Here is a 25652-nt window from a genome sequence, read left to right as displayed (position 1 = left end):
CGAAAATTTACCCCTTTCGTCCCTAGGTTGACAGATGCATGCTGTCGCCTTGAGATGAGAGGGGTTTGTTATTTTTCAATACAAAAAAGCAATGATGAGAATAAAATACAGAGGTTCTTATGTTCAGAGAGTAAAGGGAATGCTGAAACCTTTGCCTTAAGCCTTGTATGATGTCATCTCGGAGCTTTTGTTCGAAAACAGAATCTTAGCATAGCTTTTGGTTCAGTGAGTAGACTCAAACGGATTGGCACACGTTATCGTGCTGTAGGTATAGGGTGACCTTTACCTCATGAGACTGGAATCGAAAGGTTTCAGTGAATCAGGGTGGTACCACGAAAGTTTACCCCTTTCGTCCCTAGGTTGGCAGTTGATTGCTGTCACCTTTGGATGAGAGGGGTTATTTATATTATAGGAGGTCATCAAATGGAAAAGATATCGATATCTAAAGCTCAATCGCTTCAGCATTCTGAGGAATTAATAACCGGTTCAGAGGTTCTTTTACGCGGATTGTTAAAGGAAGGTGTTGAGTGTGTATTTGGGTACCCAGGAGGTAACGTCCTTTACATTTATGATGCCATGGTGAACAATCCAGAGTTCAAACACGTGTTGACCCGGCATGAGCAAGGGGCTATTCACGCTGCAGATGGTTACGCTAGGTCGACAGGAAAAGTAGGTGTGTGCATCGCTACCTCTGGTCCAGGAGCGACAAACTTAGTGACTGGAATTGCCACGGCTTATATGGATTCTGTACCGCTTGTGATCATTACAGGTAATGTGCCAACAACCGTTATGGGTATGGATGCATTTCAGGAAGCAGATATCATGAGTATTACCATGTCCATTACGAAGCATAGTTACTTGGTACGTGATGTACATGACCTTCCGCGAATCATCCATGAAGCATTTTACATTGCCAACACGGGAAGGAAAGGTCCCGTATTAATCGACATTCCAAAAGATGTATCCAATTATAAAATGCTATATCAACCTACTACTGATATAAATTTACGAGGGTATAATCCTTATCCAAGTATTAATCGGATGGAGATAGATCGATTGATTCAGGCAATTGCCGCAGCCGAAAAACCGATCATTATTGCTGGGGGTGGGGTCGTTTATTCGAATGCATCAAATGAATTGCTTGAGTTCGTCGAGCTAACTAAAATTCCTGTAACATCTACATTACTTGGCTTAGGAGGTTTCCTAAGCGGTCACGACCTCTGGCTGGGAATGCTTGGCCATCATGGTACGTATACGGCGAACATGGCTATCCAGCAAGCTGACTTGATCATTTCTATGGGATCACGATTTGATGATCGAGTTACGATGAAAGTAGATGGTTTTGCTCCTTGTGCCAAACAAATTGTCCATATTGACATTGATCCAGCTGAAATTGGCAAGAACATCAAAGCGAATATAGCTTGTATAGGCGATATTAAGGATGTTCTCAAATATGCCAATACAAAAGCAGTACCTTCTCAATCCAATCGTTGGATCGATACGATCCAGGAAAATAAAACAAAGCATCCATTGCGATATAAAGACTCTGAGTCGAAGCTGAAGCCACAGTTTGTAATTGAGATGATTCATGAAACAACTGGAGGAGAAGCGATTATTACCACTGATGTTGGCCAGCACCAAATGTGGGTTGCCCAATTTTACAAATTTAATCATCCGCGTTCACTCATCACCTCAGGAGGACTTGGAACCATGGGATTTGGATTTCCCTCTGCTATTGGTGCTCAGATCGGAAACCCTGACCGACTTGTGATCTCTGTCAACGGTGATGGGGGTATGCAGATGTGTGCTCAAGAAATGGCAATTTGTGCAATTCATCAGATTCCTGTTAAAATTGTCGTGATCAACAATCAAGTACTCGGAATGGTCAAACAACAACAGGAAATCGTATACGACAAACGTTATAGCCAGATAGACTTAGCAGGTAGTCCAAATTTCGTGAAGCTAGCCGAAGCTTACGGAATTAAGGGCTTTCGTGCAAGTAATAAAGCGGAGGCGGCTCATATATGGCAAGAAGCTCTGAAAATTCCTGGACCCGTACTTGTTGAGTTTGTAATACCCAAAGAAGAGAATGTATATCCTATGGTTCTCGCTGGAACGACATTAGATCAGATGATCATGGGGAATTTTGATTGATTAAAATATTGGAGGTAACTTAAGTGGTAACCATTGAGGACTTTTTAAAATTAGATATTCGTGTCGGCACTGTAATCAAAGCTGAACCATTTCCTGAAGCCAGAAAACCTGCAATAAAATTAGAAATTGATTTTGGTGAGATGGGTATTAAACAATCTTCGGCTCAAATAACGCAAAGATATGAACCAGAACTTCTTATTGGTCGTCAAGTCATAGCGGTAGTTAACTTTCCAGTAAGACGTATCGCAGGTTTTAAATCTGAGGTATTAGTTATTGGTGGTACTCCAGCGGAGGGAGACGTTGTTCTATTAAAGCCAGATGTACCCGTTGAAAATGGCACTCCGATCGCATAAGCTTTTGTTAAATTTTAATTTTGTATAGCATAGGGGGCTATAGTATAATAATAGTATGAAGGAAGGAGTGTTCGGAGGATGGAAGAAGATTTAACTCACGAGAATGGATCATGTCACACAGATAAGCGAAAAAGTCATCATTCTGAAAAAACGAAAAACAGCTTGATTAGTCGCCTTAACCGAATTGAAGGTCAAGTGAGAGGAATTAAGGGATTAATTGAAAAAGACACTTATTGTGACGACGTGCTCAATCAAATCGCTTCAGTCCAATCCGCACTGAACGGTGTCGGCAAACTCCTGTTAGAGCATCACATGAAGAGCTGTGTCATCGAACGTATTCAGGATGGTGAAGATGAAGTTATAGATGAGTTATTGGTTACCGTAAAAAAATTATTGAAATAAGGTAGGACAAAAGGAGTTCGCGAGACTCCTTTTTTGTTTGTTTCAATTCATAATAACATGATAAGTTCGTTCATTTTTGGGTATACAAACAAAGAGGACCGCCCTAAATTACTGATAGTAACGGTGGATATCAAGACGAGCTAATGAAAATATATCTTGACGAATATAGGGTAGGGGGGTATACTAAATTTACGAAAACAAGGATTCGCAATATAAAAGTGAGGTGTTTATATAATGGCAACTGCTGAAGCGGGAAAATCACAAACTTCATTACAGATCACGGGAATGACTTGTGCTGCTTGTGCAAACCGTATTGAAAAGGGCTTAAACAAACTAGAAGGTGTAACAGAAGCCAATGTTAACTTTGCCATGGAGAGAGCGACCGTAACTTATGACCCAAGTAAAGTTGATGTTAATAAGATGGAAGAGAGCATTCAGAAACTTGGCTATAGTACGGCGAAAGAGTCTGTAGATTTACAACTCGAAGGTATGACCTGTGCTGCCTGCGCTACGAGAATTGAGAAAACGCTGAACAAAATACCGGGCGTAAGTACGGCCAACGTTAACTTTGCCATGGAACTCGCTCATGTCGAATATAACCCGGTTGAAGTGACCGTGTCCGATATGCAGAAGCGAGTGGAGAAGATCGGATATAAAGCCATTCTGAAGCAAGAACAAGGTGATCCATCAGAACAGCGGAACAAAGAATTGTCCAAACAAAAGCGTAAACTCCTGATCTCTGCGATTCTGTCATTACCTTTGTTATGGGCTATGGTGAGCCACTTTTCGTTCACATCGTGGATTTGGTTACCGGACCTCTTTATGAATCCATGGTTCCAATTGATATTGGCAACACCGGTTCAATTTTATATCGGCAGACAATTTTATATCGGTGCCTATAAAGCATTACGTAACGGCAGTGCCAACATGGATGTACTGGTTTCACTCGGAACCTCCGCGGCTTATTTTTATAGCCTATATCTAACCATAGTTTGGGCGATTGATGGCGGTAACGCACATCACGGACCAGAGATGTATTATGAAACAAGTGCTGTACTGATTACCCTCGTACTCATGGGGAAATTGTTTGAATCTATGGCAAAGGGCCGGACGTCTGAAGCGATTAAATCCCTGATGGGACTGCAAGCCAAGACTGCTTTGGTTGTCCGCGAGGGTCAAGAGCTAAGCATTCCTGTAGAGGAAGTTGTTGCAGGTGATATTGTACTTGTTCGCCCAGGTAATAAAGTACCTGTAGACGGTGAAGTTCTAGAAGGTATATCGTCGGTAGATGAATCAATGCTGACAGGCGAAAGCCTCCCTGTTGAGAAAAAAGCAGGAGATACCGTTATTGGTGCGACGATTAACAAAAACGGCATGCTGCGGATTAAGGCAACTAAAGTAGGGAAAGAAACCGCACTCGCGCAAATCATTAAAGTTGTAGAAGAAGCACAAGGTTCCAAAGCACCTATTCAAAGGGTTGCCGACGTCATTTCTGGAATCTTTGTACCTATTGTTGTAGGGATCGCCGTAGTTGCATTTTTGATATGGTACTTCTTCGTAACACCGGGTGACTTTGCAGGTTCCTTAGAAAAAGCAATCGCAATTCTTGTTATTGCATGTCCTTGTGCTTTGGGCCTGGCAACACCTACCTCCATTATGGCGGGTTCCGGACGTGCAGCTGAGCTGGGAATCCTGTTCAAGGGTGGGGAGCATTTAGAACAGACACATAAGATTGACACGATCATTCTCGATAAAACAGGCACCGTAACGAAAGGAAAACCTGAACTTACTGATATCTTAGTCAATGGAAATGAAACGGAATTTCTTAGACTTGTGGGTGCGGCGGAAAAAAACTCTGAACATCCACTCGCAGAAGCCATTGTTACTGGTATTATGGACAGAAATATAGATCTACCAGGAACAGAATCTTTTGAAGCTATTCCGGGCTTTGGGATCAAGGCGATTGTTGAAGGCAAAGAGTTGTTGATTGGCACAAGACGTCTCATGGATAAGTACGGTGTAGATGCAGACCATGCATATAACACAATGTCTACATTAGAAGAATCGGGAAAAACAGCGATGCTTGTTGCCATAGATAAAGGGTACGCGGGTATGGTAGCAGTAGCAGATACCATCAAAGAGACCTCGAAGGCTGCGGTCAGTCGGTTGAAGGAAATGGGTATAGAGGTCATCATGATCACCGGAGATAACGAACGGACGGCAAAAGCGATCGCGGCTCAAGTTGGTATTGATCATATACTTGCTGAGGTTCTTCCAGAAGGTAAAGCGGACGAAGTAAAAAAATTACAAGCACAAGGTAAGAAGGTTGCCATGGTTGGCGATGGCATCAACGATGCACCAGCTCTTGCAACAGCAGACATTGGTATGGCTATCGGCACAGGTACGGATGTGGCAATGGAAGCTGCAGATGTAACTTTGATGCGTGGCGATCTATCCAGTATACCGGACGCCATTTATATGAGTCGTAAAACCATGACCAATATCAAACAAAATCTCTTCTGGGCACTCGGTTACAACACACTTGGTATTCCGATTGCTGCCCTCGGTTTATTGGCTCCATGGGTAGCAGGTGCAGCAATGGCACTCAGCTCGGTTTCCGTCGTTCTTAATGCACTTCGTTTACAACGTGTGCAGATCCGTAACTAATCATCTATTGGGAGGAGAACGATGATGGGAGAAACGATGAAAATTGCGGTATCCCCACCAATTCAGGTGGGAGGGAGTTTATTTACGCCAGAGCAGCTTGCTACAATAGGAGCTGCCCTAGGTACAGATGCCAAAATCGAAATGACACCTTTTAAACAGCTTTATTTGGAAGTCCCTCTTGAACAACAAATGCTGATTACAGAAGAACTGAGGCGTTCAGGTATGGAAGTTCACCCTGCTGGTTTTGTGACCAAAAGCTTAATCGCCTGTAATTTTTGCAAGGGGGCTGAGGAAGCAGGTCTGGAAGTAGCGAGGCGATTAAATCAGTCCATTGCAGGTATTGAAACACCTATGCCACTTAAGATTGGTTATGCGGGTTGTGCACTCGGGACGAGTGAACCTTTGTTGAAAGACATCAGCGTTGTCAAAATGCGTAATACCTATGAGATTTTTGTTGGAGGAGAACCTAAAGGTCTTAAGACTTCAATCGCACAATCGCTTGTATCTGGTCTAACCGAAGATCAAATCGTTTCAGTGGTGACAACATTGATCCAATTCTATAAGGACAATGCCAAAGGAAAAGAAAAATTCAAGAAATTCATTGATCGTGTTACGCTAGAACAGCTGCAACAACTTATTGCGGGGTAGTGGATTCGGCCTAGTTGGGTTTGAATCTTAAATATAGCTTCTTGACAGGGTAAACAATTTATAATAATATTTCGACTTAGTAACAATAATGAATTTAAATGAGGTGGAAGGAAATGTTTTTTTTATCAACTGTTCTAAAACGGTAGCTGGCTTAAGACGGGTGAAGTCTGTCCATTTTAACGATAAGCCAACCGAAGAACAGTAGATAAAGAACCTATTCCTTTCATGCAAATTAGGATTTGTCATGGGTATGGCGTAAGTTCGCTGTACCCATTTTTTGCGTTTATTTTCTATGAGCCAAGAAATTAAATGAATATAAGCTTTATCAAGCTGTTCTCTCTTGTTGGCTTGGAACACAAGCAAAAAGGAGAGAACAAAATTGAGTATATTATCCGTATCACAAGTGACCCATGCATATGGGGATAAACATATTTTTCAAAATATAGATTTCTGTTTGCTCCCAGGAGAACGAGCAGGTCTAGTAGGTAGTAATGGTGCAGGAAAATCGACACTCCTGCGCATACTTACCGGGGAAATACTACCTGATGCAGGCAAAATAGAATGGATGTCCCGTGTCAAAGTAGGTTTTCTGCAACAGCATATCGATCTACAGGCCGGAACAACAATTATGCAGTATTTTCAAAGCGCTTTTACCCATTTGTATGATCTCGAAAGAAACATACTGCAGCTTGCCAATCAAATGTCAAATTCAGACGAAGAACAACTGGAACAGATGCTAGCGCAATATGGTAAGCTACAGAATCAATTAGAGGATACCGGTTTCTATCAACTCGATATGAAAATCGAAGAGGTTGCTGCTGGGTTAGGCATTCTAGAACTTGGCAAAGATCGTGATGTCGAACAGCTTAGTGGCGGTCAGCGTACCAAATTATTATTAGGTAAGTTATTACTGGAAGAACCGGACGTACTGTTGCTTGATGAACCGACTAATTATTTGGATGACATCCATATTGAATGGCTGGCCAACTATTTAAAAAATTATAAACATGCTTATTTGGTTGTTTCGCATGATGAGCACTTTCTAAACCAAATTACTAACGTGATCTATCATCTCGAGCATCAAACAATTCAACGTTACACTGGGAATTACGTGGAATTCCAAAGAAATTATGAGCTAGGCAAGAAACAATTGTACGAGACATACGAACGGCAGCAAAAAGAAATCGACAAGCTTGAAAGCTTCATTCGGAAAAACCGAAATCGAAATGCCAAACAAGCGCAAAGTCGTGAGAAAGTGCTGGGAAGAATGGAGCGAATTGATAAACCGACAACAAATCCAAAACCTCAATTCGCATTTGAAGTGCATACCGATCCCGTAAGTAAGGTACTTGAGGCATCAAATATCCGTATCGGATATACCGAACCATTATTCGGACCTTTGGATCTCCTGGTGAAACGCGGCGATAAAATTGCCATCATTGGCTATAATGGAATTGGTAAATCCACCATGCTCAAAACGTTGCTCGGTTATATGAGACCGATTAGCGGTACAGTCCAATTCGGAGAACGTTTGAATGCGGCTTATTTTGTTCAAGAGGACTTTGCCTCTTCACAAAGTGCGCTGGAGCGGGTTTGGTCAGCCCATCCCAATCTTGCCCAAAAAGAAGTACGGCAAATATTGGCCAGATCCGGTCTGACTGAAAAGCATATTAGGCAGCCACTAAACACCTTGAGTGGGGGAGAACAAACCAAAGTTCGTTTAAGTGAGCTTATGCTAACCAATAGCAATATGCTGGTACTAGATGAACCCACTAACCATTTAGATGTTCACGCCAAAGTGGCACTTCAAGAAGCACTCAAGAAATATAAAGGTACCATTCTACTTGTCTCGCATGAGCCGGAGTTCTATCAGGGTTGGGTCACACAGATATGGCGAATACAAGATTGGTGTTAATTTAACAATGAACTGTGTTGATATCATTAACCACTGAAAGGCTGGTACCCACACATATTGTAGTCCTGCTTCCAATAGAATTGGGTTAGGAGCTGCCAAAAGGCAGCTCTTTTTTTGCGCTTAAAATGAGTAACATCTATAAAACACTCATCAAAGAACGTGTTGCACTTTGGAACAAATAATGATTATTAAAGCTAAATAAATTTTAAATATCTCTTTTGTTTATTTTTGAAATTGTTATATTCAAATATAAACAAACATGTTAATATAACAAACAAATACAAATAAAAATAAATAAAAACAAATGAGGAGGAAATAAACATGGTACAAAACCTGTGGGATCAGACCCAATCCCCGCAGCAGCATGACGGACTAGATCAACTCGTTTACCGCTCCAATCTGATCGGATCTGATCGACGGGTTTGTAATTGGGGAGGAGGGAATACCTCATCCAAAACCACGATAACGGATTTTCGTGGGCGGGATATAGAAGTAATGTATGTTAAGGGCAGCGGCTCAGACCTGGCAACAATGAAAGCCAACAATTTTACTGGGCTCAAGCTGGAGGATATCTCGCAATTATTTCAGTTGGATGAAATGAACGATGAGGACATGGTTGCATATTTGGGTCATTGCATGTTCGATGCCAAGCACCCGAGAGCTTCAATCGAGACACTACTGCATGCTTTCCTTCCATTTCCTCATGTTGATCATACCCATCCGGATGCAATTATCAGCATTTGCTGTGCGGATAACGGAAAGGAGATTGCTGAACGGATTTTTGGAGATCGATTTGTATGGGTGCCCTATATACGTCCCGGATTTACGCTATCAAAAATGATTGCGGAAGGCGTGCTTGCTAATCCGAATGCTGAATTGGTACTGATGGAGAAGCATGGTCTAGTAACTTGGGGAGATACCTCTGAAGCTTGTTACGCCCAGACTATTAAAATCATTAACCTAGCGGAATCTTATATCGAATCAATAGTTGATAACGACAAACTATTCGGAGGGAGAAAGCATACCCCGCTATCAGCTGATGCCCGCCGAAACCTTGCAGCTCTTGTGATGCCGACAATCCGAGGTGCTGTCAGTAGCGAGAAGAAATTGATCCTTACCTTTGACGATGATGAAGACGTGTTGGCTTTTGCCTGTGGCAAAAATTCCTCCGTGCTCTCCCAAGTCGGAGCTGCTTGCCCAGATCATCTTGTACATACGAAGGTGACTCCACTATTTATTGACTGGACGCCAAATGTCGAAGATGTGGAAGGCTTGAAGAACAAGCTGAAAGAAGGGATCAAGAGTTATAAAGAACAATATAAAGCCTATTTTGAGCGGAACAAAAATGATGGAGACATCATGTTCGAACCTGCCCCGCGCGTCATTCTAATTCCCGGTCTCGGTATGATTAATACCGGAAAAAACCATGCGATGTCCAAAGTCAGCGGGACATTGTACCACCGAGCCATCGCGGTAATAAAGGGAGCAACCGCACTGGGGAATTTCGTATCGCTGAGTGAAAATGAATCTTATAACGTGGAATATTGGCCACTTGAGCTCTATAAGTTATCCCTTGCCCCTGCGGAAGCGGAATTCTCACGTCAGATCGCGTTCATAACAGGTGGGGCAGGTGGGATCGGTAGTGAAACAGCTCGCCGCCTCGTGTCCGAAGGCGCTCATGTTATCCTGGCCGATTTGAATCTAGAAGGTGCGCAAAAAGTTGCAAATGAAATCAACGAGAAGTTCGGTGAGGTACGTGCGACTGCCGTCAAGATGGATGTTACTAAAGAAGCAGAGGTACAAGGAGCATATATGGAAGCAACTCTTGCCTATGGGGGCGTTGATATTATCGTAAATAACGCGGGTCTCGCCACATCTAGTCCATTCGATGAAACTTCGCTTAGCGAATGGAACCTGAATATCAATGTGTTAGGCACAGGATATTTTTTGGTGGCACGAGAAGCTTTTAAGGTGATGAAGCAGCAAGCTTTTGGCGGAAGTATGGTATTCGTTGGTTCAAAAAATTCGATCTATGCTGGAAAAAATGCCTCTGCATACAGTGCCGCCAAAGCTTTGGAAGCGCATTTGGCCCGCTGCATTGCAGCCGAAGGCGGCGAATACGGAATTCGGGTAAACACAGTGCTACCAGATGCAATACTACAAGGATCCGCGATATGGAACTCCGGCTGGCGTAATGAGCGTGCTGCAGCATACGGGATTGAACCGGAGCAGTTGGAAGAATATTATCGCAAACGGACGACACTTCAGGTCAATATTTATCCAAGGGATATTGCCGAAGGAATCGCTTTTCTTGCATCTTCCAAATCATCCAAAACAACAGGATGCATGTTAACCATCGACGGAGGGGTTCCCGCAGCATTTACACGATAACGTCAGATCGCTTCAATGATTGTCCCTCATTTCTTTGATGGTTTCGGACTATATACTGTATAATTTATTCATCTAATACCGTTATCGAAAAGAGGATGACAAATGCTAGTTGCAGAACGTTACGAAAAAATCGTTCAACTTGTGAATGATCGGGGAAGCATTCGAGTAACCGAACTTAGCGAGCTGTGCTCGGTCACCGAAGAGACGATCCGCAGGGATTTGGATCGCCTGGAACATACAGGGCGATTAAAGAGATCCCATGGCGGGGCTGTGAGCATAAAGGAAACCCAACTCGAGGTTCCTTATTTCGAACGGGAGATTACACGTTCGGAAGAAAAGAAACGGATTGCGGAAGAAGCAGTAAAGCTGATCTCCGAAAATGATAAGATTTTGCTTGATGCAAGCACATCCGCTTGGTATATGGCAAAGATTATGCCGGATATGCCGATGACGGTATTGACCAATTCGGTCAAGGTGGTAACGGAACTAAGCACCAAGGAGAAAATCGATGTCATCTCGATCGGAGGCCGACTATCTCCGCGCTCGCTCTCATTCGTTGGTCCACTCGCTGAGAAATCGCTAGTTTCCTTTCATGTCGATAAGTTGTTTTTTTCCTGCAAAGGCGTGCATTTGGACCGCGGTATTAGTGAATCGGGGGAACTCCAAGCTCGGCTAAAGCAGCAAATGATGGGAATGGCCGATCAGATCATTCTACTCGCGGATGCTAGCAAATTCGGCGTACAGGCATTCAGCCAGGTGACGGATTTAGCTCAAGTAGACTTAATTATTAGTGATAAAAGCTTGAGCTCAGAGACTCTGGATTCTTTGATAGCAACGGGTCTTACCGTTACCTTGGCATAGAATTCTTATGATGATATAGCAACTAAAGAGCCCCGCAAAGACATTGGAATTACGCTGGAAGGCATCATGTCACTTTGCGGGGTATTTTATGGAGAAAAGGTAGGTCATTCATTTGAAGGTATCCATGTTCATTACTTGTGTAAGCGATGCCATTTATCCCCGGGTTGGGGAAACGATGATGCGATTGTTGGCTAGATATGGGATACTTCTGGAGTTTCCTAGCATTCAGACCTGTTGCGGGCAACCGGCCTATAACAGCGGATATTGGGAGGAAGCAAAAACGGCGGCCAAGACGATCTTAACCGCTTTTAATGATAGCGATTTTGTTGTTTCACCCTCTGGTTCATGCACTTATATGATCCATCATTATTCAGAACTATTCAAAGATGAACCGGAATGGCTTATAGAGGCTCAAGAATTGCAAAGGAAAACTTTTGAATTTAGTCAATTTTTGGTGAATGTTCTCGGGGTAAAAGATGTCGGCGCAAGATTTCCCCATAAGGTTACGTATCATCCTTCTTGTCATGGAAGCCGTCTACTTGGTATTAAGAGTGAGCCCTTGGATCTGCTGAATCATGTTAAGGAATTGGAGTTTGTCCCACTTCCGTTCTCCGAGGATTGTTGTGGGTTCGGTGGAACATTCGCGATCAAGATGCCAGATATATCAGGGGCAATGGTCACGGAAAAAGTCGATCATCTCAAAGAGTCGGAAGCAGAGGTTCTTGTCGGATTGGATATGGCCTGCTTGATGAATATCGCTGGAAATCTACGTTACCGGAATGAACCGGTTAGGGTGATGCATCTTGCTGAACTGCTGTATGAAGGAGTGATGAAAGCGTGAGCGGATCGACCCCAAAATCGGACAATCCAGTGAAGAAGCGCGCTGAAATCGCGCTGAATAATGAATTCTTGCGTAATGCAGTCAAGTTTACGACCGAAAGATTACGCAATAGCAAGAAGCAGGCGATGGATGAGCTTGGCAACTGGGAGGAGTGGCGTGAGCGTGGAAGACAGATTCGTCTGCATACGATCGCGCACCTTGATTATTATCTGGAACGGTTTGCAGACCAGGCTCGTAAGAACGGAGTGCATGTACATTTTGCCGATAATTCTACGGAAGCTTTAGATATTGCACTGGAGATCGCTCAAAGAAAATCGGCGAAAACAGCCGTCAAGTCGAAATCCATGGTAACGGAGGAGCTTCATCTTAATCAAGCACTCGAGTCCATTGGGATCGAGTCGATCGAAACCGATCTTGGTGAATATATCATCCAATTGGCGGGAGAAACACCGTCGCATATTATCATACCGGCGATTCACAAGAACCGATATCAAATCGCGGAGCTGTTGTCGGTTGATGCGGGGGAATCACTTCCGCCTGAGACAAGTGTATTAGCCGGTTACGTACGTAAAAAACTGCGGGAAAAGTTTCTGGAAGCCGACATTGGGATCACCGGCTGTAATTTTGCGATTGCGGAGACGGGATCGATGGTTGTGTTCGAAAATGAAGGTAACGCCCGAATGGTGAGCACACTTCCCAAGACCCAGATTACGTTCATGGGCATGGAGCGGATCATTCCGTCCTGGGTCGATTTAGAGGTGATGGCAACATTGTTGCCCAGGTCCGCAACCGGGCAGAAGCTGACCGTCTATATGTCAGGGATCACCGGACCGAAACGAACGGATGACGGAGATGGTCCTGAAGAAATGCATATTATCATCTTGGATAATGGTAGATCCATACAGTTAGGGGATCCCGAATTCCAGGAACTCCTTCATTGTATTCGCTGCGGCGCTTGTTTGAACGCTTGTCCAGTATATCGACATATTGGTGGCCATGCGTACGGAGGAACGTATAGTGGACCTATTGGGGCCGTGCTTACTCCAGCACTCAAAGGAAATGTCGCAGAATGGGACGATATTGCAAACGCATCTAGTATTTGTGGTGCTTGCTATGAGGCTTGTCCAGTCAAAATACCTCTCCATGATATGCTAGTTTCATTAAGGCGTCGAAAGGTTGAGCACGGATACGGAAATAAGTGGGAAACCGTGGGGATGCGCGGGTTTGGCTCGGTCATGTCTAACTCCAAACGTTTTAATAGGGCGATAAAGTTAGGGAGGATTGGACAGAAACTGATCGTTCGTGATGGTGGTATTTCTCTCAAGTTAGGACCATTGAAAGGGTGGAATCGATACAGAATTGCCCCAAGCTTGGCAGATAAATCGTTCCGGGATCACTTCCAGACAATTGAAGCTGACCTTAGCCAAGATCTTCAACATATGACTCCCGAGATGAAAGCGCGGATGGAGAAGCTGATCAAACAACGAACGGATGGTAAGGGAGGTAGCGGCCATGAATGATGCCCAGGAAAGTTCGCTCCATCAATTGGATCAATCATCTAAGGACAAACAGGAGATTTTTCTACAAAAAATAGCTTCCAAGTTAGGACGATCACGTATAATAGAGAAGCCAGATCAACCGTTTCGTGGCGCTCCTGAATTCTGGAATAACTTCGACTACTCAACTGAAGCCAAAGTAAAAATGTTCACCGCCAATTTTGAGGCAGCAGGAGGACATGTGGTCCAATTCGAGAAGATGGAGGAGACCGGACGATGGATTGCACAGACAGCGACTGAGCTTGGGGCTCACCATATTCTGCGGCAAGATCAAGAGGAATTGGAAGCACTCGACTTGGAATCATCATTACTGAGTGCTGAGATCACAGTGTGGAACCGTGACAAGTCTCAGGACGGGAAAGCAAACGCTGCTGAGGCGGATATCGGAATTGTAATAGCAGATTGTGCTGTTGCCTACACCGGGTCAATTATCTTGTTATCTGGGCAACAGAAAGGACGGTCAGTCAGTCTTTTACCTACTGCCCTCATCGCTATCATTCCCGTTCATTTGTTGGTAACCAGATTGGGTGAAAAATTAGTAGAGTTCGATCATTTGGGCGAAGAGAGACTTCCCGCTGGAATTCATTTTATCTCCGGACCAAGCCGCTCCGCAGATATCGAGAACGATCTGACTATTGGGGTACATGGTCCCGGAATCGTATATGCCGTACTAGTAAATGAATAAATGTCCAGTCCAGTAAATCCTACTCGTGAAAAGGTCGATCACATTCCGTGGTCGACTTTTGTGTCGTCTCGATTTTCTTTCTCATTGAAATCAGGTCTTTTATTTTTAGAAAGTCTTATTTTAATTGTTAACCTAAAATAATATTTGTGGTTTACAATAGTTAGATTTCAAGATATGATTTAGATAATACATAGATGTCGACTCTTGTAGGGATTTAAATTTTGATTATAACAACGGAGGTTACAAGATGAAGACAAAAGATATGGTATTTGCTGCATTATTTGCTGCACTCTTAGGAGTATTAGGGATGATCCCACCGATTCCACTAGGTTTTATCCCCGTACCCATTACCGCACAAACCCTTGGCGTTATGTTGGCAGGATGCTTTTTAGGAAAGAAAACCGGTACGCTTAGCATCATTTTATTTATCGTATTAGTCGCTTTAGGTTTACCATTATTATCTGGTGGTCGAGGAGGACTTTCTGTATTTGTAGCCCCTACTGCAGGATACTTACTAAGCTGGCCAATAGCGACATTCTGTATAGGACTAGCAACAGAAAAGTTATGGACCAAGATAAAAACATGGAAGCTCTTTGTGGTCAATGTTGTGTTTGGAGTTCTACTTGTTAGTCTCATTGGTGCTCCGGTTATGGCACTTATCACGCATACATCCATCTGGGCTGGTCTTGTGGGGGCTGTCTCTTTTGTACCAGGTGATTGTATTAAAGCCTTACTTGCAGCCATCATTGCGGTACAGTTAAAATCCGTCAGTCCAATCGAAGAAAAACTTGAATAACTAATAGTTCATGCTATTATATGAATTTTTGAATAGGTGAGAAACCATGAATCTAGTAGAACCATTACTTCATTACGCAATGCAGCAGCCTGACAAAGTTGCCTTATCCGAGGGTACAAACAGAATTACTTATTCAGCATTGGTACAGAAGATGAAACAAATTGCACAGGGGCTAAATCATAATGGCCTGATCCATGATAAGGTTATTATTTTGTCTACAAATCGTATTGAATTCGTAGAGGTTTTTCTTGGGGTTATTTATGCGGGATGTATCCCTGTTCCTTTGGATCCAAAATGGAGTTCGAAGGAAATGAACGATATTATACAACATTGTCAGCCGAAGATGATTTTTGCAGAGACAGCATTAGTCAAGAAGCTATCCATACAAGATAAACAAGTTCAACTTCTCACCCTTGCAAATGATGGAATAGGTACCTATGATCAATGGCTAACTACTTTGAAACCAGAAGCAGAATTGAATCATACCAACGAATTATTATTTATAGGCTTTACCTCAGGAACAACGGGGGTACCAAAGGGCTATATGCGGACACATGTATCTTGGATGAAGAGTTTTGAAGCAACAAGTGAAGCCTTCCAGCTCAACAGCATGGAACATATAGTAGCTCCCGGTCCTTTTGTTCACTCTTTATCCTTATTCGCCATTATGCAGAGCCTAAACCGTGGTGCAACCTTTCATATCTTAAAAGATTTCAATGCTGGAAAGCTCCTACAGCTGTGTGATCAAATTCCTGATATGATCTTATTTGTCGTACCTACGATGATTGAAGCACTATTACATCACGCGATCCCCGGTCAGAGTCAGATTCAAGCTTTGATTAGCTCAGGGGGGAAATGGTCGGAGATATCAAAGAGTAGGTGCAAGGATGTATTTGTCGGGGCGAAGCTATATGAATATTACGGCTCATCCGAAGCCAGTTATATTAGTTACTTTGATATTCAATCCGAAATCAAACCCAATTCTGTTGGCAAACCCTTTTCTGGTGTACAAATATCAATTCGGAACGAGTTTGGGCAGGAGGTACCCCTAGGGGGTATTGGACAGCTCTATATTCGCAGTGACATGATGTTTAAGGGCTATTATCAATTACCAGAAGAAACCGAGGCCGTTTTTCGAGATGGGTGGCTTATAACGGGTGACATTATGTATATGGATCATGAGGGTTACTTATATTTGACTGGTCGATCCAAAAATAGGATGGTTTCTGGTGGCCTCAATATTTTTCCTGAGGAAGTAGAGTCTGTGCTGCAGCAAATTCCCGAAATCTCGGAAGTGATGGTGTTAGGAGTTCCAGATGATTATTGGGGTGAGCAGGTGATAGCGCTTGTGAAGTGGAGTGGACAACTACGTTTAACTACCGAGGATATCAAGAACTACTGTCGCCAGTATTTAGCCATGTATAAAGCCCCGAAACAGATCATTACAGTGGATGAATTCATCTATACTAGCAGTGGGAAGATAGCGCGGCAGGCGATGAAAGATTACACGAAAAGAGTGATGATATGATTGAGGCAGTCATCGTTATGGCTAAACGTACGCCTATTGGAAAAATTGGTGGTAAATTAAGCACACTTGAACCTGAATCCTTGTTAACACCGCTTATTAAGCACATCGTAGCAGAGACCAATTTACCAAAGGATAGAATTGACGATGTCATCATTGGTAATGTCGTAGGTCCGGGTGGTAACATTGCACGAGTTGCTGCGCTGGAAGCAGGCTTACCTGTTACGGTACCGGGCGTGACGGTTGATCGTCAATGCGGTTCAGGCCTTGAGGCTATAAATATAGCCGCACGCTTAATTCAAAGTGGAGCAGGCGAGATTTATTTAGCAGGTGGTGTTGAAAGTACAAGCCGGGCACCATGGAAAATGAGTAAACCCCAAACGCTAATGGGCGTACCACAGCTGTATTCACGCGCCCACTTCACTCCAAGTTCCTATGGTGATCCCGATATGGGGATTGCGGCGGAAAATGTCGCCAAACGATACGCGATTGCTAGAGAAGAACAAGATATATATTCTTTGAAAAGCCATCAGAAAGCTATTAACTCACAGCGGTCAGGTCGTTTTCAGCAAGAGATTGTTCCTATTCAAGTCCATGGCGAATGGATTAACGAAGATGAATGTCCAAGAGATAATACAAGCCTCGCTAAGCTACAGCAATTACCACCGATCTTTCTGAAACAAGGTACTGTAACAGCCGGCAATGCATGTCCGCTCAATGATGGGGCGGCTCTTGTGCTCATCATGTCTCATGAACGATGTAAGGAACTTAACCTCAAGCCTATTTTACGAATAGTGGATGCTCAAGCGGTTGGTGTAGATCCAAATTATTTAGGTATAGGTCCGGTGCCAGCTGTTCAAAAAGTGTTAAGTCGTCAGTTGCTGTCGAGCGCTGATCTAGATATAGTAGAGTTCAATGAAGCCTTTGCCTCCCAAGTTTTAGCTTCATTGAAAGAGCTACATATTCCAGAGGAGAAAGTTAATCTTGGAGGCGGTGCACTTGCCATCGGGCATCCATATGGTGCGTCTGGAGCTATTTTAATGACACGTTTATGTGCAGAAATGCTATTCAAGCCATACAAACGAGGACTGGCCACACTGGGTATCGGTGGTGGAATCGGTCTGGCTACACTAGTGGAGGCAATCGAATGAATATTATTCAGCATCAGATTCATATCACTGCGGAATGGATTACAGATTATGCTCAAAGCATTGATGCTCCGTTACAAGTTTTACAAGGGAAACTTGTCGCACCATCAACCATGCCCATTATATTCTGGCAAGCATTTGATATCCCTTGGCTCAAAGGGGATCATCCTTTAATTCATGGCAAGCAGCATTTTTCTTACGAAGCACCTATTACTGCAAGAATGATCTTAGATTGTGAACTTTCATTAACGCAGATCGAGAACAAGACAAGCCGTCATGGAAATTTGATATTGTATACACATTCCCTTGTATGTTTCAACGAGGGTGATCTTATCGTTACCGCGGAAACCGTATTAATCTCTGTAGGGGAGAACATATGAAAAAAATAATTTCAGCAGAGACAATCCGTAAATATGCCGAAATCTCTAAAGATACGGCTGCCATTCATTTGGACGAGGAAGCCGCAGTAAAAGCTGGATATAAACGTCCGATTGCACATGGCATGTATATCATGGGGTTAGCACAATCATTGTATTTAGCTCAGCACCCAACACAATGGATTACAACCTATCGCATGAAATTTCTGCAACCACTATTAGTAGATACGGTTGCTATTTTTCACTTTGAGATCAACGAAGGTGATATCGAAGTTACCGTTCGAGGTGAATCTGGAGAAATGATTGCTTCGGGTACTTTCTCCGTAAAAGAGGTAGTGAATTGAATAAAGTAGCCTTAATTACAGGAGCGACTAGGGGGATTGGGCGCAGCATAGCCCTTCATCTAGGACAAGCTGGATATCAAGTGATGGTGAACGGGACGAAGCAAGCGCTGATTGATGAAGTTGTAGAGGAGATTCATCGTATCGATGGAGAAGCGTTCGGTTACTGTGCCAATGTTGCAGATTCCAACGCAGTTACTTCGATGGTGGATGCTATAATAGCAAAGTATGGCTGTATTGATGTATTGATTCATAACGCGGGCAATGTACATGATCAAAAATGTAATCGCATGAGCGATCAATCATGGGAATCCGTACTTGATGTCCATTTAAATGGCGCTTTTTATTGTATTTCACGAGTACTACCTCATATGCAAACGAATGGTGGAGACATTCTATTGATGACTTCGACTGCCGGATTAATGGGTTCCGTCGGGCAAGTGAACTACAGTGCGGCTAAAGCCGGAATACTCGGAATCGTGTGGACGCTAGCAGCTGAACTTCAGTCACACCGGATTCGGGTAAATGGCATTAATCCAGCGGCATTAACAGATATGACTAGACCAGTCATCGAGCACATGATGGCTAAATACGCCAGTCGTAAAGAGTTATTTCCTAAGTTCTGGCAAGTGGGTGAGGCGGATGATATTGCTCGATTCGTAGTTGCATTATTGGCACAGCCTGATGCCGATTTAACCGGTGAAATATTTGGTGTCAACGGTACAAAGGTTACGAAGTGGCTCAGGCCTGCACCTTCCTTATCCGAAAATAGCATCGAAGATTTCTTCAAGACATGGAAACATCAGAAGGGAAGAGAATAAATGCTTATATTCGATCACGTTCATTTTTATTATAAAAAAGGACAGCCTGTCATCCAGAATATGAGCTTTACGATAGAATCAGGGCAGTTTGTGGCCATTGTCGGCGCCAACGGCTGCGGTAAGTCTACGATAGCCAAGCTCATCAATGGATTACTGCTTCCCAAGGAAGGGCATGTGAAATTTAATGATCTAGACACATCAAGCCCTATTGAACTCCATAAGATTCATAAGCAAATAGGCTTTGTATTCCAAAACCCGGAAGATCAATTTATCACGACATCAGTAATAGATGAGATTATATTTGGATTAGAAAATATTTCAGTGCCCCGTGAAGAAATGCGTAGTCGACTGGATCATGCTCTTCGAGCTGTTCAAATGGAGGATTACCTACATTCGATGCCACATGAACTCTCAGGAGGGCAAAAGCAACGTGTTGCAATTGCGGCTATTGTGGCGATGCGCCCTCAGATCATTATTTTTGATGAGGCTACGTCGATGCTTGATCCACAAGGAAGAAGGCAAGTCCTTTCTATTATGCAGGAACTACACCGTCAGGGTATGACCATAATTCACATCACCCACCATATGGAGGATGTGCTGTCTGCAGAGCGTATTTTGCTCATTCATCAAGGTCGGCTTGAATTTGATGGCGATCCGTTGGTCTTTTTTGAAACAATGCCCGTGACCGACTATCAATTAGAACTCCCCTTTGGGGTGCGGTTATATCAAATGCTCCAACAAAAGACGCCATTTCTGGCTGATTGGAAGGAGATGATTTCGTCTCAATGGTCTATCAATTAAGTCAGGTTAGCGTAAGCTATGGCGATCAGCTGGTATTGCAAAACGTCAGTTGCACGATTCAAGACGGTAAGTGGATTTCCGTTATTGGCCAAACAGGCGCTGGTAAGTCTACCTTTGTCAAAGTGCTGAAAGGATTGATTCCCTCTTTTGTCGGAGATTATTGCATGGATCAACAGCCTATAGCTAGAGATGCCCATGGATATCCAACAGTAGTTCCTCATGTGGGATATGTTTTTCAATACCCAGAGCATCAATTATTTGAAAGAAACGTATACAGGGAGCTTGCCTTTGCTCCAAAGCTACAGCAGTATTCAGATCTTCAGATAACAGAGATGATTGACAGCATATTACCACAAGTAGGTTTGTCCAAGGAGATTCTTCCAATGGCACCATTCCAGTTAAGCGGTGGTGAAAAACGCCGTGTAGCGGTCGCCTCGGTATTAATGATGAATCCACAACTATTGATTGTAGATGAACCAACAGCAGGTCTGGATCCCGTAAGTCGATTATCTCTGTTGAGTCAGCTTAAAGATTGGCAGCAGCAAGACAATCGTACCGTTATCTTTGTCTCTCATCAAATGAATGATGTTGCTGAATACTCAGATGAAGTCATCGTATTTCACGAAGGACGCCTCATGGGACATTATGAAGTCAATAATTTATTCCTAGAGCATTCAGATTTACTAGTGGAAGTTGGATTATCACTGCCAGAGCCCGTACAACTTTTACATCTGATAGAGGAATTATCCGGCCAATCCATTCAAGTGGAGAGCTGCAGAGAGCAGGATATTTTCGAAAAAGTGTGGCCCATTTGGCATACAAGGAGCTTCAATAATGGCTAATTCCGTATTAATAGGACAATACGTAGATAGAGATTCTTTATTACACCGACTCGATCCACGCACAAAAATTGTAAGTTTGATCATGATGATGCTGAGCTTTCTAACGCTAGAGACGTTTATTAGCTACGCAGTTGCATCTATCATCATATTGGGTATTTTGTTGTTATCGCAAATACCATTCCGTTTCTTTTGGAAAGGCATTCGACCGATCTTGGTTATTCTGATCTTCACCTTTCTATATCACGTCATATTCACAAAAGGAAATGTGATTTGGTCTTGGTCATTTATCGAATTAACTGAGGAAGGACTACAAAACGGGATACGCTTTGTCTGGCGTATTATGTTATTCGTCTTACTTGCCTCCATTTTAACATTGACCACAAAACCACTAAGCTTATCCCAAGGACTAGAAAAGTTGCTATCACCTTTATCTAAATTACACGTTCCTATTGAGCAATTCTCCTTAATGATCGTCATTGCGATTCGGTTTATTCCGACCATTATAGAGGAGCTGGAACGTATTCTTTTAGCTCAAAAGGCTAGAGGATATGATATTAAGACATTAACACTTCCTAAACGGATTTTTGCATATATCCCAATTCTCATTCCCTTGCTAATCACGATCATTCAACGTGCTGAGCAGTTGACCTTCGCGATTGATGCACGTGCTTATGGTAATGGCAAGGGGAGAACTTCCTATAAGCTATTGAAATTACAACGAGTTGATTATCAAGCAGGGGGAATTGTCATGATCATGTCGATAACCATGCTACTTATAAAAGTTGGGGGAATCTAGGAGTATGACGATGAAATGGAATACTCGTATCACAAAATTGTTGCAAATCAAGTATCCTATTATTCAAGGAGGACTTGCTTATTTAGCCTATGCAGACCTCGCTGCTGCTGTCTCTAATGCAGGAGGACTTGGCCAGGTTACAGCCATGAGTCTCCCGAATGCAGATGCCCTACTCGAAGAAATTAGACGTGCGCGCAGCTTAACTAACAAACCATTCGGAGTCAATTTTGCTATTGGTATGTATGGTGCAAATTACATGGATCGGGTACAAGTAGCAATAGATGAGCAAGTACCTGTTGTTACTATTACTGGGGGGAACCCTTCCGCAATATTAGAGCTAATGCAACCCACGAATATAAAAACACTTGTACTTGTATCCTCACGTAGACAGGCGCAAAAAGCTGAACAACTAGGGGCTTCCGCGGTAATTGTCGTTGGACAAGAAGGCGGGGGACACCTAGGACGTGATGATGTTGGAACCATGGTGCTTGTTCCTCAAGTCGTCGATGCTGTAAATATCCCGGTCGTTGCATCGGGTGGGATTGGAGATGGCCGCGGCTGGATGGCAGCACATGCTCTTGGAGCAGAGGGAATTGAAATGGGTACACGGTTTATCGCCACCCAGGACTGTATTGATGCCTCAGCTTCATATAAAGAAGCATTAGTAGAGAGTTCTGAGTCGGATACCACAGTAATCAAACGTTCCATCGGTGCTCCTGCCAGGGTATTACGAAGCAACTTTATCGATCAAATCCTCGAAATCGAACGTGTGACGCCTACCTATGAAGCGCTCAAGAAATATATTAGCGGTGAAGCTAACAAGCGCTGGATATGTGATGGTATCAAAGAAGAAGGCTTCGGCTGGGCAGGACAGGTAACCGGAATGATTCACGATGTTCCCACAGTCGCTGAGCTGTTCGACAGAATGGTTCAAGAGGCAGAGAGCGTTCGGGGGAAATGGGGACTAAATTAAGTCGTTGAACAAGAAAATACACCTTTTAGAGTCCGCACTCTGTGCGGATTTTTTATTTGAAAACAATCTATTGCTCAAACCTCCTAAAAATGATTTTAAGGAGATTTAGCTATTTCTAAGTAAGGAATTCAAATGATTGATTTATGTCGGTTACAGAGGCGCATAACCACCTTAAAAACCGTGTTTCAAACCTGACACTAGTGTGATAATCTTATCTAATGCGAGCAAATTTATAAACTTCGATAGTTATAATTACTATGATTTCAAGTCAAAAGAATAAGGATGACCATTGTAATGAAAGCTCAAATGAACGATCGATTTGCCAACGAGAGTATCCCAAAATTAATGTTTGCGCTTGCTACGCCAGCTATCGTAGCGCAGTTAATTAATGCCATGTACAGTCTAGTTGATCGAATGTTTGTTGGAAGAATGGCTGAGAATGGAACGTTAGCTTTATCCGCTATAGGAATATCTTTTCCAATCATTATGGTGATATCAGCATTTGCTTCACTTATCGGTGTTGGCGGTGCTCCGCTAGCATCTATTAAAATGGGTGAAGGTCAACATAAAAAAGCGGAAGAATTACTTGGTAGTTGTTTCTCTATGTTATTTATTGTATCTATTATTCTGACAGCAGTATTTCTTATCCTTAAGTCTCCACTGCTAACATTATTCGGTGCTAGTCCAGAAACTCTACCGTTTGCCAACGATTTCTTGGGTATATATCTAATCGGCACTATTGCTGTACTTGTATCTATGGGGCTGAATCCATTCATTGCAGCACAAGGATATGCTAAAACTGCCATGTTTACGATATGTATTGGGGCGATCGTTAACATCATACTCGACGCTATATTCATTTTTGGAATGAATATGGGGATCAAAGGAGCAGCATTAGCTACGGTTATAGCACAATTCATATCTGCTATTTGGGTATTGAAATTTTTAACCTCCAAACGTGCCCATCTGCGCTTACGAATGACTAATTTGAGAATTAACCTAAAGGTTGCTGTAAGTATCCTTGCCTTAGGACTTTCCCCGTTCATTATGCAGTCAACGGAAAGTTTGATCCAAATTGTATTTAACACGTCCCTCGCCAAATATGGGGGTGATCTGTATATTGCCGCCATGGGTATCATGGGAACACTGATCCAAATTTTTTCGTTACTATTATCCAGTTTTGCACAAGGAGCACAGCCGATTATTGGCTATAACTTTGGAGCTCGAAACTTTGCCCGTGTAAAAACTACCATCATATACTGCACCATATTCTGTGCAACTTTTGGTCTAGCGATGTGGAGCTTAGCCATTTTCGCTCCGAAAATTCCGATTATCATTTTTACCAATAATACGGAATTGATAGAGCTGACAGCTAGATTAATGAAGATATTCTTCTTAGGCACATGTATTTTTGGCATTCAATTAGCTTTCCAACAAATCTTTATTGCCCTTGGGCAAGCTAAAGTTTCTATTTTCATAGCGATCTTGCGTAAGATCATTTTGCTAATTCCTTTGGTTTACCTGCTCCCAATATGGATTAGCCCAAAAGCAGATGCCGTTATTATCGCTGAACCTATCGCCGATTTTACTGCGGCATTGACTTGCTGCATGTTATTTGGAATCACGATTAAGAAGCTTCTTAAAGCACAATAATAAGAAATAGGGTTAAGCACATTTGCCTAATATAATCCGCGCCTAGCGCGGATCTTTTTTTTATTTAAGGACGTTAATTTTCCAAGTTATTACCATAGGGCAAGGAGATATTCCCAAAGAAAATCTTGACAAGAAGAGTTTATTTCGTATACATTTGTATACAGTTAAATAGCGTATACAAATGTATACGAAATAATAAAAGGAGGAACCCATATGCGCGAAGGACATAAAGGCAAACATGGTCATAGAGAACATAGGGAGCACAGGGATTTTGAAGAAATAAATAAAAAAGATAGAAAAGACTCTTTAGATCACCATCACAAAAGCGCTCAAACGTTTCGTCGAGGCAGAGCGATTGCCTTTCTAGAAAGGTTGAATATCAAGCGTTCGACATTACTACAGCAATTGGACCAGCCGGAATTTGACTCCATAAAACAAGTAATCAGCGGTGAACTGAAAGCAACCGATGCGATTATTCAGGAGTTTATTCATGCGTTTGAGATTCGCGAAGCAATATCTGAGAATGAACAAAAAAATGATGGAGTTGAAGTGGAAAATGACAACAACTAATTTAATTAAAACACGCAGAAATGTGAAAATGTTTAAACCTGATCTCATTAGTGAAAGCGATCTAATGATCTGGCTCGAAGCTGCAAGTTACGCACCTAATCATCGTATGACCGAACCATGGGAACTCCTATTCCTTGGATCAGAGACTAGAGCGAAGTTGAATCATAAAACGGATTTCGGCAGCGCGCCTATTGTTTTTGCGTTAATATCCAAGCCTGCCGCAACATCGTTTGAACGTGACGAGAACGTCATGGCTTCCGCTTGTTTCGCTCAAAATTTCTTGTTAGCCGCGCATGAAGCGGGAGTAGGGGCATATTGGGCTTCTTTGGGGGCGTTACCGCACAATCGTGAAATCCTTGGTGTACCACAAGATCACGATGTAATTGGTGTATTTGGGGTTGGATATCCAGCGGAAATTCCAAATGCCAAGCCTAGAACACCGATTGCTTCCAAAATTACGTATCTAGCATAATACAAACACGAATTGGTTGGATGATGTTCAGTACGTTGAATTGTGTATAGAAGTGAAGGTGAAC

The 25652-nt window shown here is 42.8% G+C and carries 24 protein-coding genes and 1 other annotated feature (1 of these 25 cut by a window edge); all 24 genes read left to right on the top strand.

The window, feature by feature from the left end; genetic code table 11:
* Positions 1-27: a binding site (T-box leader), on the top strand (it extends 258 nt beyond the left edge of the window).
* Positions 28-423: 396 nt separating this feature from the next.
* The 24 genes from ilvB (at position 424) to IEW05_RS09300 (ending at position 25588) form a co-directional block, all read left to right on the top strand.
* On the top strand, positions 424-2154 hold the full coding sequence (gene ilvB / locus IEW05_RS09415; protein ID WP_188538036.1) for a biosynthetic-type acetolactate synthase large subunit: 1731 nt from the start codon (positions 424-426) through the stop codon (positions 2152-2154).
* Positions 2155-2177: 23 nt separating this feature from the next.
* Complete coding sequence (csaA, locus tag IEW05_RS09410; RefSeq protein WP_188538034.1) at positions 2178-2507, top strand: chaperone CsaA; 330 nt, start codon at positions 2178-2180, stop codon at positions 2505-2507.
* Between the two features lie 78 nt (positions 2508-2585).
* On the top strand, positions 2586-2909 hold the full coding sequence (locus IEW05_RS09405; protein ID WP_188538032.1) for a metal-sensitive transcriptional regulator: 324 nt from the start codon (positions 2586-2588) through the stop codon (positions 2907-2909).
* A gap of 234 nt (positions 2910-3143) precedes the next feature.
* The gene (locus tag IEW05_RS09400; protein ID WP_188538030.1) at positions 3144-5576 is read left to right on the top strand and encodes a heavy metal translocating P-type ATPase; all 2433 of its coding nucleotides are present in this window, start codon (positions 3144-3146) and stop codon (positions 5574-5576) included.
* 21 nt (positions 5577-5597) lie between these two features.
* A complete protein-coding gene (locus tag IEW05_RS09395) occupies positions 5598-6224 on the top strand; it encodes an NAD(P)/FAD-dependent oxidoreductase (protein ID WP_308420395.1) in 627 nt (208 codons plus the stop codon).
* A 379-nt stretch (positions 6225-6603) separates the two neighbouring features.
* Positions 6604-8139, top strand: a complete 1536-nt coding sequence (locus IEW05_RS09390) for an ABC-F family ATP-binding cassette domain-containing protein (protein WP_188538028.1) — start codon at positions 6604-6606, stop codon at positions 8137-8139.
* Positions 8140-8460: 321 nt separating this feature from the next.
* On the top strand, positions 8461-10530 hold the full coding sequence (locus IEW05_RS09385) for a bifunctional aldolase/short-chain dehydrogenase (protein ID WP_188538025.1): 2070 nt from the start codon (positions 8461-8463) through the stop codon (positions 10528-10530).
* A gap of 102 nt (positions 10531-10632) precedes the next feature.
* Positions 10633-11391, top strand: a complete 759-nt coding sequence (locus tag IEW05_RS09380) for a DeoR/GlpR family DNA-binding transcription regulator (RefSeq protein WP_188538023.1) — start codon at positions 10633-10635, stop codon at positions 11389-11391.
* A gap of 112 nt (positions 11392-11503) precedes the next feature.
* Positions 11504-12232 carry a (Fe-S)-binding protein gene (locus IEW05_RS09375; RefSeq protein ID WP_188538021.1) on the top strand — a complete coding sequence of 243 codons (729 nt, stop codon included), beginning with the start codon at positions 11504-11506 and terminating at the stop codon, positions 12230-12232.
* The gene (locus IEW05_RS09370) at positions 12229-13752 is read left to right on the top strand and encodes a LutB/LldF family L-lactate oxidation iron-sulfur protein (RefSeq protein WP_229753317.1); all 1524 of its coding nucleotides are present in this window, start codon (positions 12229-12231) and stop codon (positions 13750-13752) included. Before IEW05_RS09375 ends, IEW05_RS09370 begins: the two co-directional genes overlap by 4 nt.
* Complete coding sequence (locus tag IEW05_RS09365) at positions 13745-14473, top strand: LutC/YkgG family protein (RefSeq protein WP_188538019.1); 729 nt, start codon at positions 13745-13747, stop codon at positions 14471-14473. Before IEW05_RS09370 ends, IEW05_RS09365 begins: the two co-directional genes overlap by 8 nt.
* Positions 14474-14720: 247 nt before the next feature.
* Positions 14721-15269, top strand: coding sequence for a biotin transporter BioY (locus IEW05_RS09360; RefSeq protein WP_188538017.1), 549 nt, complete (start codon positions 14721-14723; stop codon positions 15267-15269).
* Positions 15270-15315: 46 nt separating this feature from the next.
* Positions 15316-16797, top strand: coding sequence for an AMP-binding protein (locus tag IEW05_RS09355; protein WP_188538015.1), 1482 nt, complete (start codon positions 15316-15318; stop codon positions 16795-16797).
* Positions 16794-17945: a thiolase family protein gene (locus IEW05_RS09350; RefSeq protein WP_188538013.1), complete on the top strand. Its 1152-nt coding sequence runs from the start codon at positions 16794-16796 to the stop codon at positions 17943-17945. The genes IEW05_RS09355 and IEW05_RS09350 overlap by 4 nt, the downstream gene beginning before the upstream one ends.
* The gene (locus IEW05_RS09345) at positions 17942-18322 is read left to right on the top strand and encodes a hotdog family protein (RefSeq protein ID WP_188538011.1); all 381 of its coding nucleotides are present in this window, start codon (positions 17942-17944) and stop codon (positions 18320-18322) included. The genes IEW05_RS09350 and IEW05_RS09345 overlap by 4 nt, the downstream gene beginning before the upstream one ends.
* The gene (locus tag IEW05_RS09340; protein WP_188538009.1) at positions 18319-18663 is read left to right on the top strand and encodes a MaoC family dehydratase; all 345 of its coding nucleotides are present in this window, start codon (positions 18319-18321) and stop codon (positions 18661-18663) included. Before IEW05_RS09345 ends, IEW05_RS09340 begins: the two co-directional genes overlap by 4 nt.
* Positions 18660-19481 (top strand): SDR family NAD(P)-dependent oxidoreductase, encoded by an 822-nt coding sequence (locus tag IEW05_RS09335; protein WP_188538007.1) that lies wholly within the window; start codon positions 18660-18662, stop codon positions 19479-19481. The genes IEW05_RS09340 and IEW05_RS09335 overlap by 4 nt, the downstream gene beginning before the upstream one ends.
* Complete coding sequence (locus IEW05_RS09330; RefSeq protein WP_188538005.1) at positions 19482-20282, top strand: energy-coupling factor transporter ATPase; 801 nt, start codon at positions 19482-19484, stop codon at positions 20280-20282.
* Positions 20267-21124, top strand: coding sequence for an ATP-binding cassette domain-containing protein (locus tag IEW05_RS09325; protein ID WP_188538002.1), 858 nt, complete (start codon positions 20267-20269; stop codon positions 21122-21124). Before IEW05_RS09330 ends, IEW05_RS09325 begins: the two co-directional genes overlap by 16 nt.
* Positions 21117-21920, top strand: coding sequence for an energy-coupling factor transporter transmembrane component T family protein (locus IEW05_RS09320; protein WP_188538000.1), 804 nt, complete (start codon positions 21117-21119; stop codon positions 21918-21920). The genes IEW05_RS09325 and IEW05_RS09320 overlap by 8 nt, the downstream gene beginning before the upstream one ends.
* 10 nt (positions 21921-21930) lie before the next feature.
* Positions 21931-22893 (top strand): NAD(P)H-dependent flavin oxidoreductase, encoded by a 963-nt coding sequence (locus IEW05_RS09315; RefSeq protein WP_188537998.1) that lies wholly within the window; start codon positions 21931-21933, stop codon positions 22891-22893.
* A gap of 294 nt (positions 22894-23187) precedes the next feature.
* Positions 23188-24546 carry an MATE family efflux transporter gene (locus tag IEW05_RS09310; RefSeq protein ID WP_188537996.1) on the top strand — a complete coding sequence of 453 codons (1359 nt, stop codon included), beginning with the start codon at positions 23188-23190 and terminating at the stop codon, positions 24544-24546.
* A gap of 213 nt (positions 24547-24759) precedes the next feature.
* Positions 24760-25116, top strand: coding sequence for a hypothetical protein (locus IEW05_RS09305; RefSeq protein ID WP_229753316.1), 357 nt, complete (start codon positions 24760-24762; stop codon positions 25114-25116).
* Entirely contained in the window at positions 25103-25588 is a 486-nt protein-coding gene (locus IEW05_RS09300) for a nitroreductase family protein (protein ID WP_188537994.1), read from the top strand. The genes IEW05_RS09305 and IEW05_RS09300 overlap by 14 nt, the downstream gene beginning before the upstream one ends.
* Positions 25589-25652: the final 64 nt, after the last annotated feature.

Origin of the sequence: Paenibacillus segetis (assembly GCF_014639155.1) — a bacterium.
Lineage (GTDB): Bacteria > Bacillota > Bacilli > Paenibacillales > Paenibacillaceae > Fontibacillus > Fontibacillus segetis.
The sequence above is the reverse complement of the archived record's forward strand: the minus strand, read 5'-3'. Positions and strand labels throughout refer to the sequence as shown.

What these genes read in the sequence shown, in the direction of transcription:
- IEW05_RS09400 (WP_188538030.1), top strand. Translation starts at nt 3,144, where the DNA reads ATGGCAACTGCTGAAGCGGGAAAATCACAAACTTCATTACAGATCACG.
- IEW05_RS09315 (WP_188537998.1), top strand. Translation starts at nt 21,931, where the DNA reads ATGAAATGGAATACTCGTATCACAAAATTGTTGCAAATCAAGTATCCT.
- IEW05_RS09300 (WP_188537994.1), top strand. Translation starts at nt 25,103, where the DNA reads ATGACAACAACTAATTTAATTAAAACACGCAGAAATGTGAAAATGTTT.
- IEW05_RS09325 (WP_188538002.1), top strand. Translation starts at nt 20,267, where the DNA reads ATGGTCTATCAATTAAGTCAGGTTAGCGTAAGCTATGGCGATCAGCTG.
- IEW05_RS09305 (WP_229753316.1), top strand. Translation starts at nt 24,760, where the DNA reads ATGCGCGAAGGACATAAAGGCAAACATGGTCATAGAGAACATAGGGAG.
- IEW05_RS09405 (WP_188538032.1), top strand. Translation starts at nt 2,586, where the DNA reads ATGGAAGAAGATTTAACTCACGAGAATGGATCATGTCACACAGATAAG.
- IEW05_RS09385 (WP_188538025.1), top strand. Translation starts at nt 8,461, where the DNA reads ATGGTACAAAACCTGTGGGATCAGACCCAATCCCCGCAGCAGCATGAC.
- IEW05_RS09365 (WP_188538019.1), top strand. Translation starts at nt 13,745, where the DNA reads ATGAATGATGCCCAGGAAAGTTCGCTCCATCAATTGGATCAATCATCT.
- IEW05_RS09345 (WP_188538011.1), top strand. Translation starts at nt 17,942, where the DNA reads ATGAATATTATTCAGCATCAGATTCATATCACTGCGGAATGGATTACA.
- ilvB (WP_188538036.1), top strand. Translation starts at nt 424, where the DNA reads ATGGAAAAGATATCGATATCTAAAGCTCAATCGCTTCAGCATTCTGAG.
- IEW05_RS09320 (WP_188538000.1), top strand. Translation starts at nt 21,117, where the DNA reads ATGGCTAATTCCGTATTAATAGGACAATACGTAGATAGAGATTCTTTA.
- IEW05_RS09395 (WP_308420395.1), top strand. Translation starts at nt 5,598, where the DNA reads ATGATGGGAGAAACGATGAAAATTGCGGTATCCCCACCAATTCAGGTG.
- IEW05_RS09340 (WP_188538009.1), top strand. Translation starts at nt 18,319, where the DNA reads ATGAAAAAAATAATTTCAGCAGAGACAATCCGTAAATATGCCGAAATC.
- IEW05_RS09350 (WP_188538013.1), top strand. Translation starts at nt 16,794, where the DNA reads ATGATTGAGGCAGTCATCGTTATGGCTAAACGTACGCCTATTGGAAAA.
- IEW05_RS09360 (WP_188538017.1), top strand. Translation starts at nt 14,721, where the DNA reads ATGAAGACAAAAGATATGGTATTTGCTGCATTATTTGCTGCACTCTTA.
- IEW05_RS09310 (WP_188537996.1), top strand. Translation starts at nt 23,188, where the DNA reads ATGAAAGCTCAAATGAACGATCGATTTGCCAACGAGAGTATCCCAAAA.
- IEW05_RS09380 (WP_188538023.1), top strand. Translation starts at nt 10,633, where the DNA reads ATGCTAGTTGCAGAACGTTACGAAAAAATCGTTCAACTTGTGAATGAT.
- IEW05_RS09330 (WP_188538005.1), top strand. Translation starts at nt 19,482, where the DNA reads ATGCTTATATTCGATCACGTTCATTTTTATTATAAAAAAGGACAGCCT.
- IEW05_RS09355 (WP_188538015.1), top strand. Translation starts at nt 15,316, where the DNA reads ATGAATCTAGTAGAACCATTACTTCATTACGCAATGCAGCAGCCTGAC.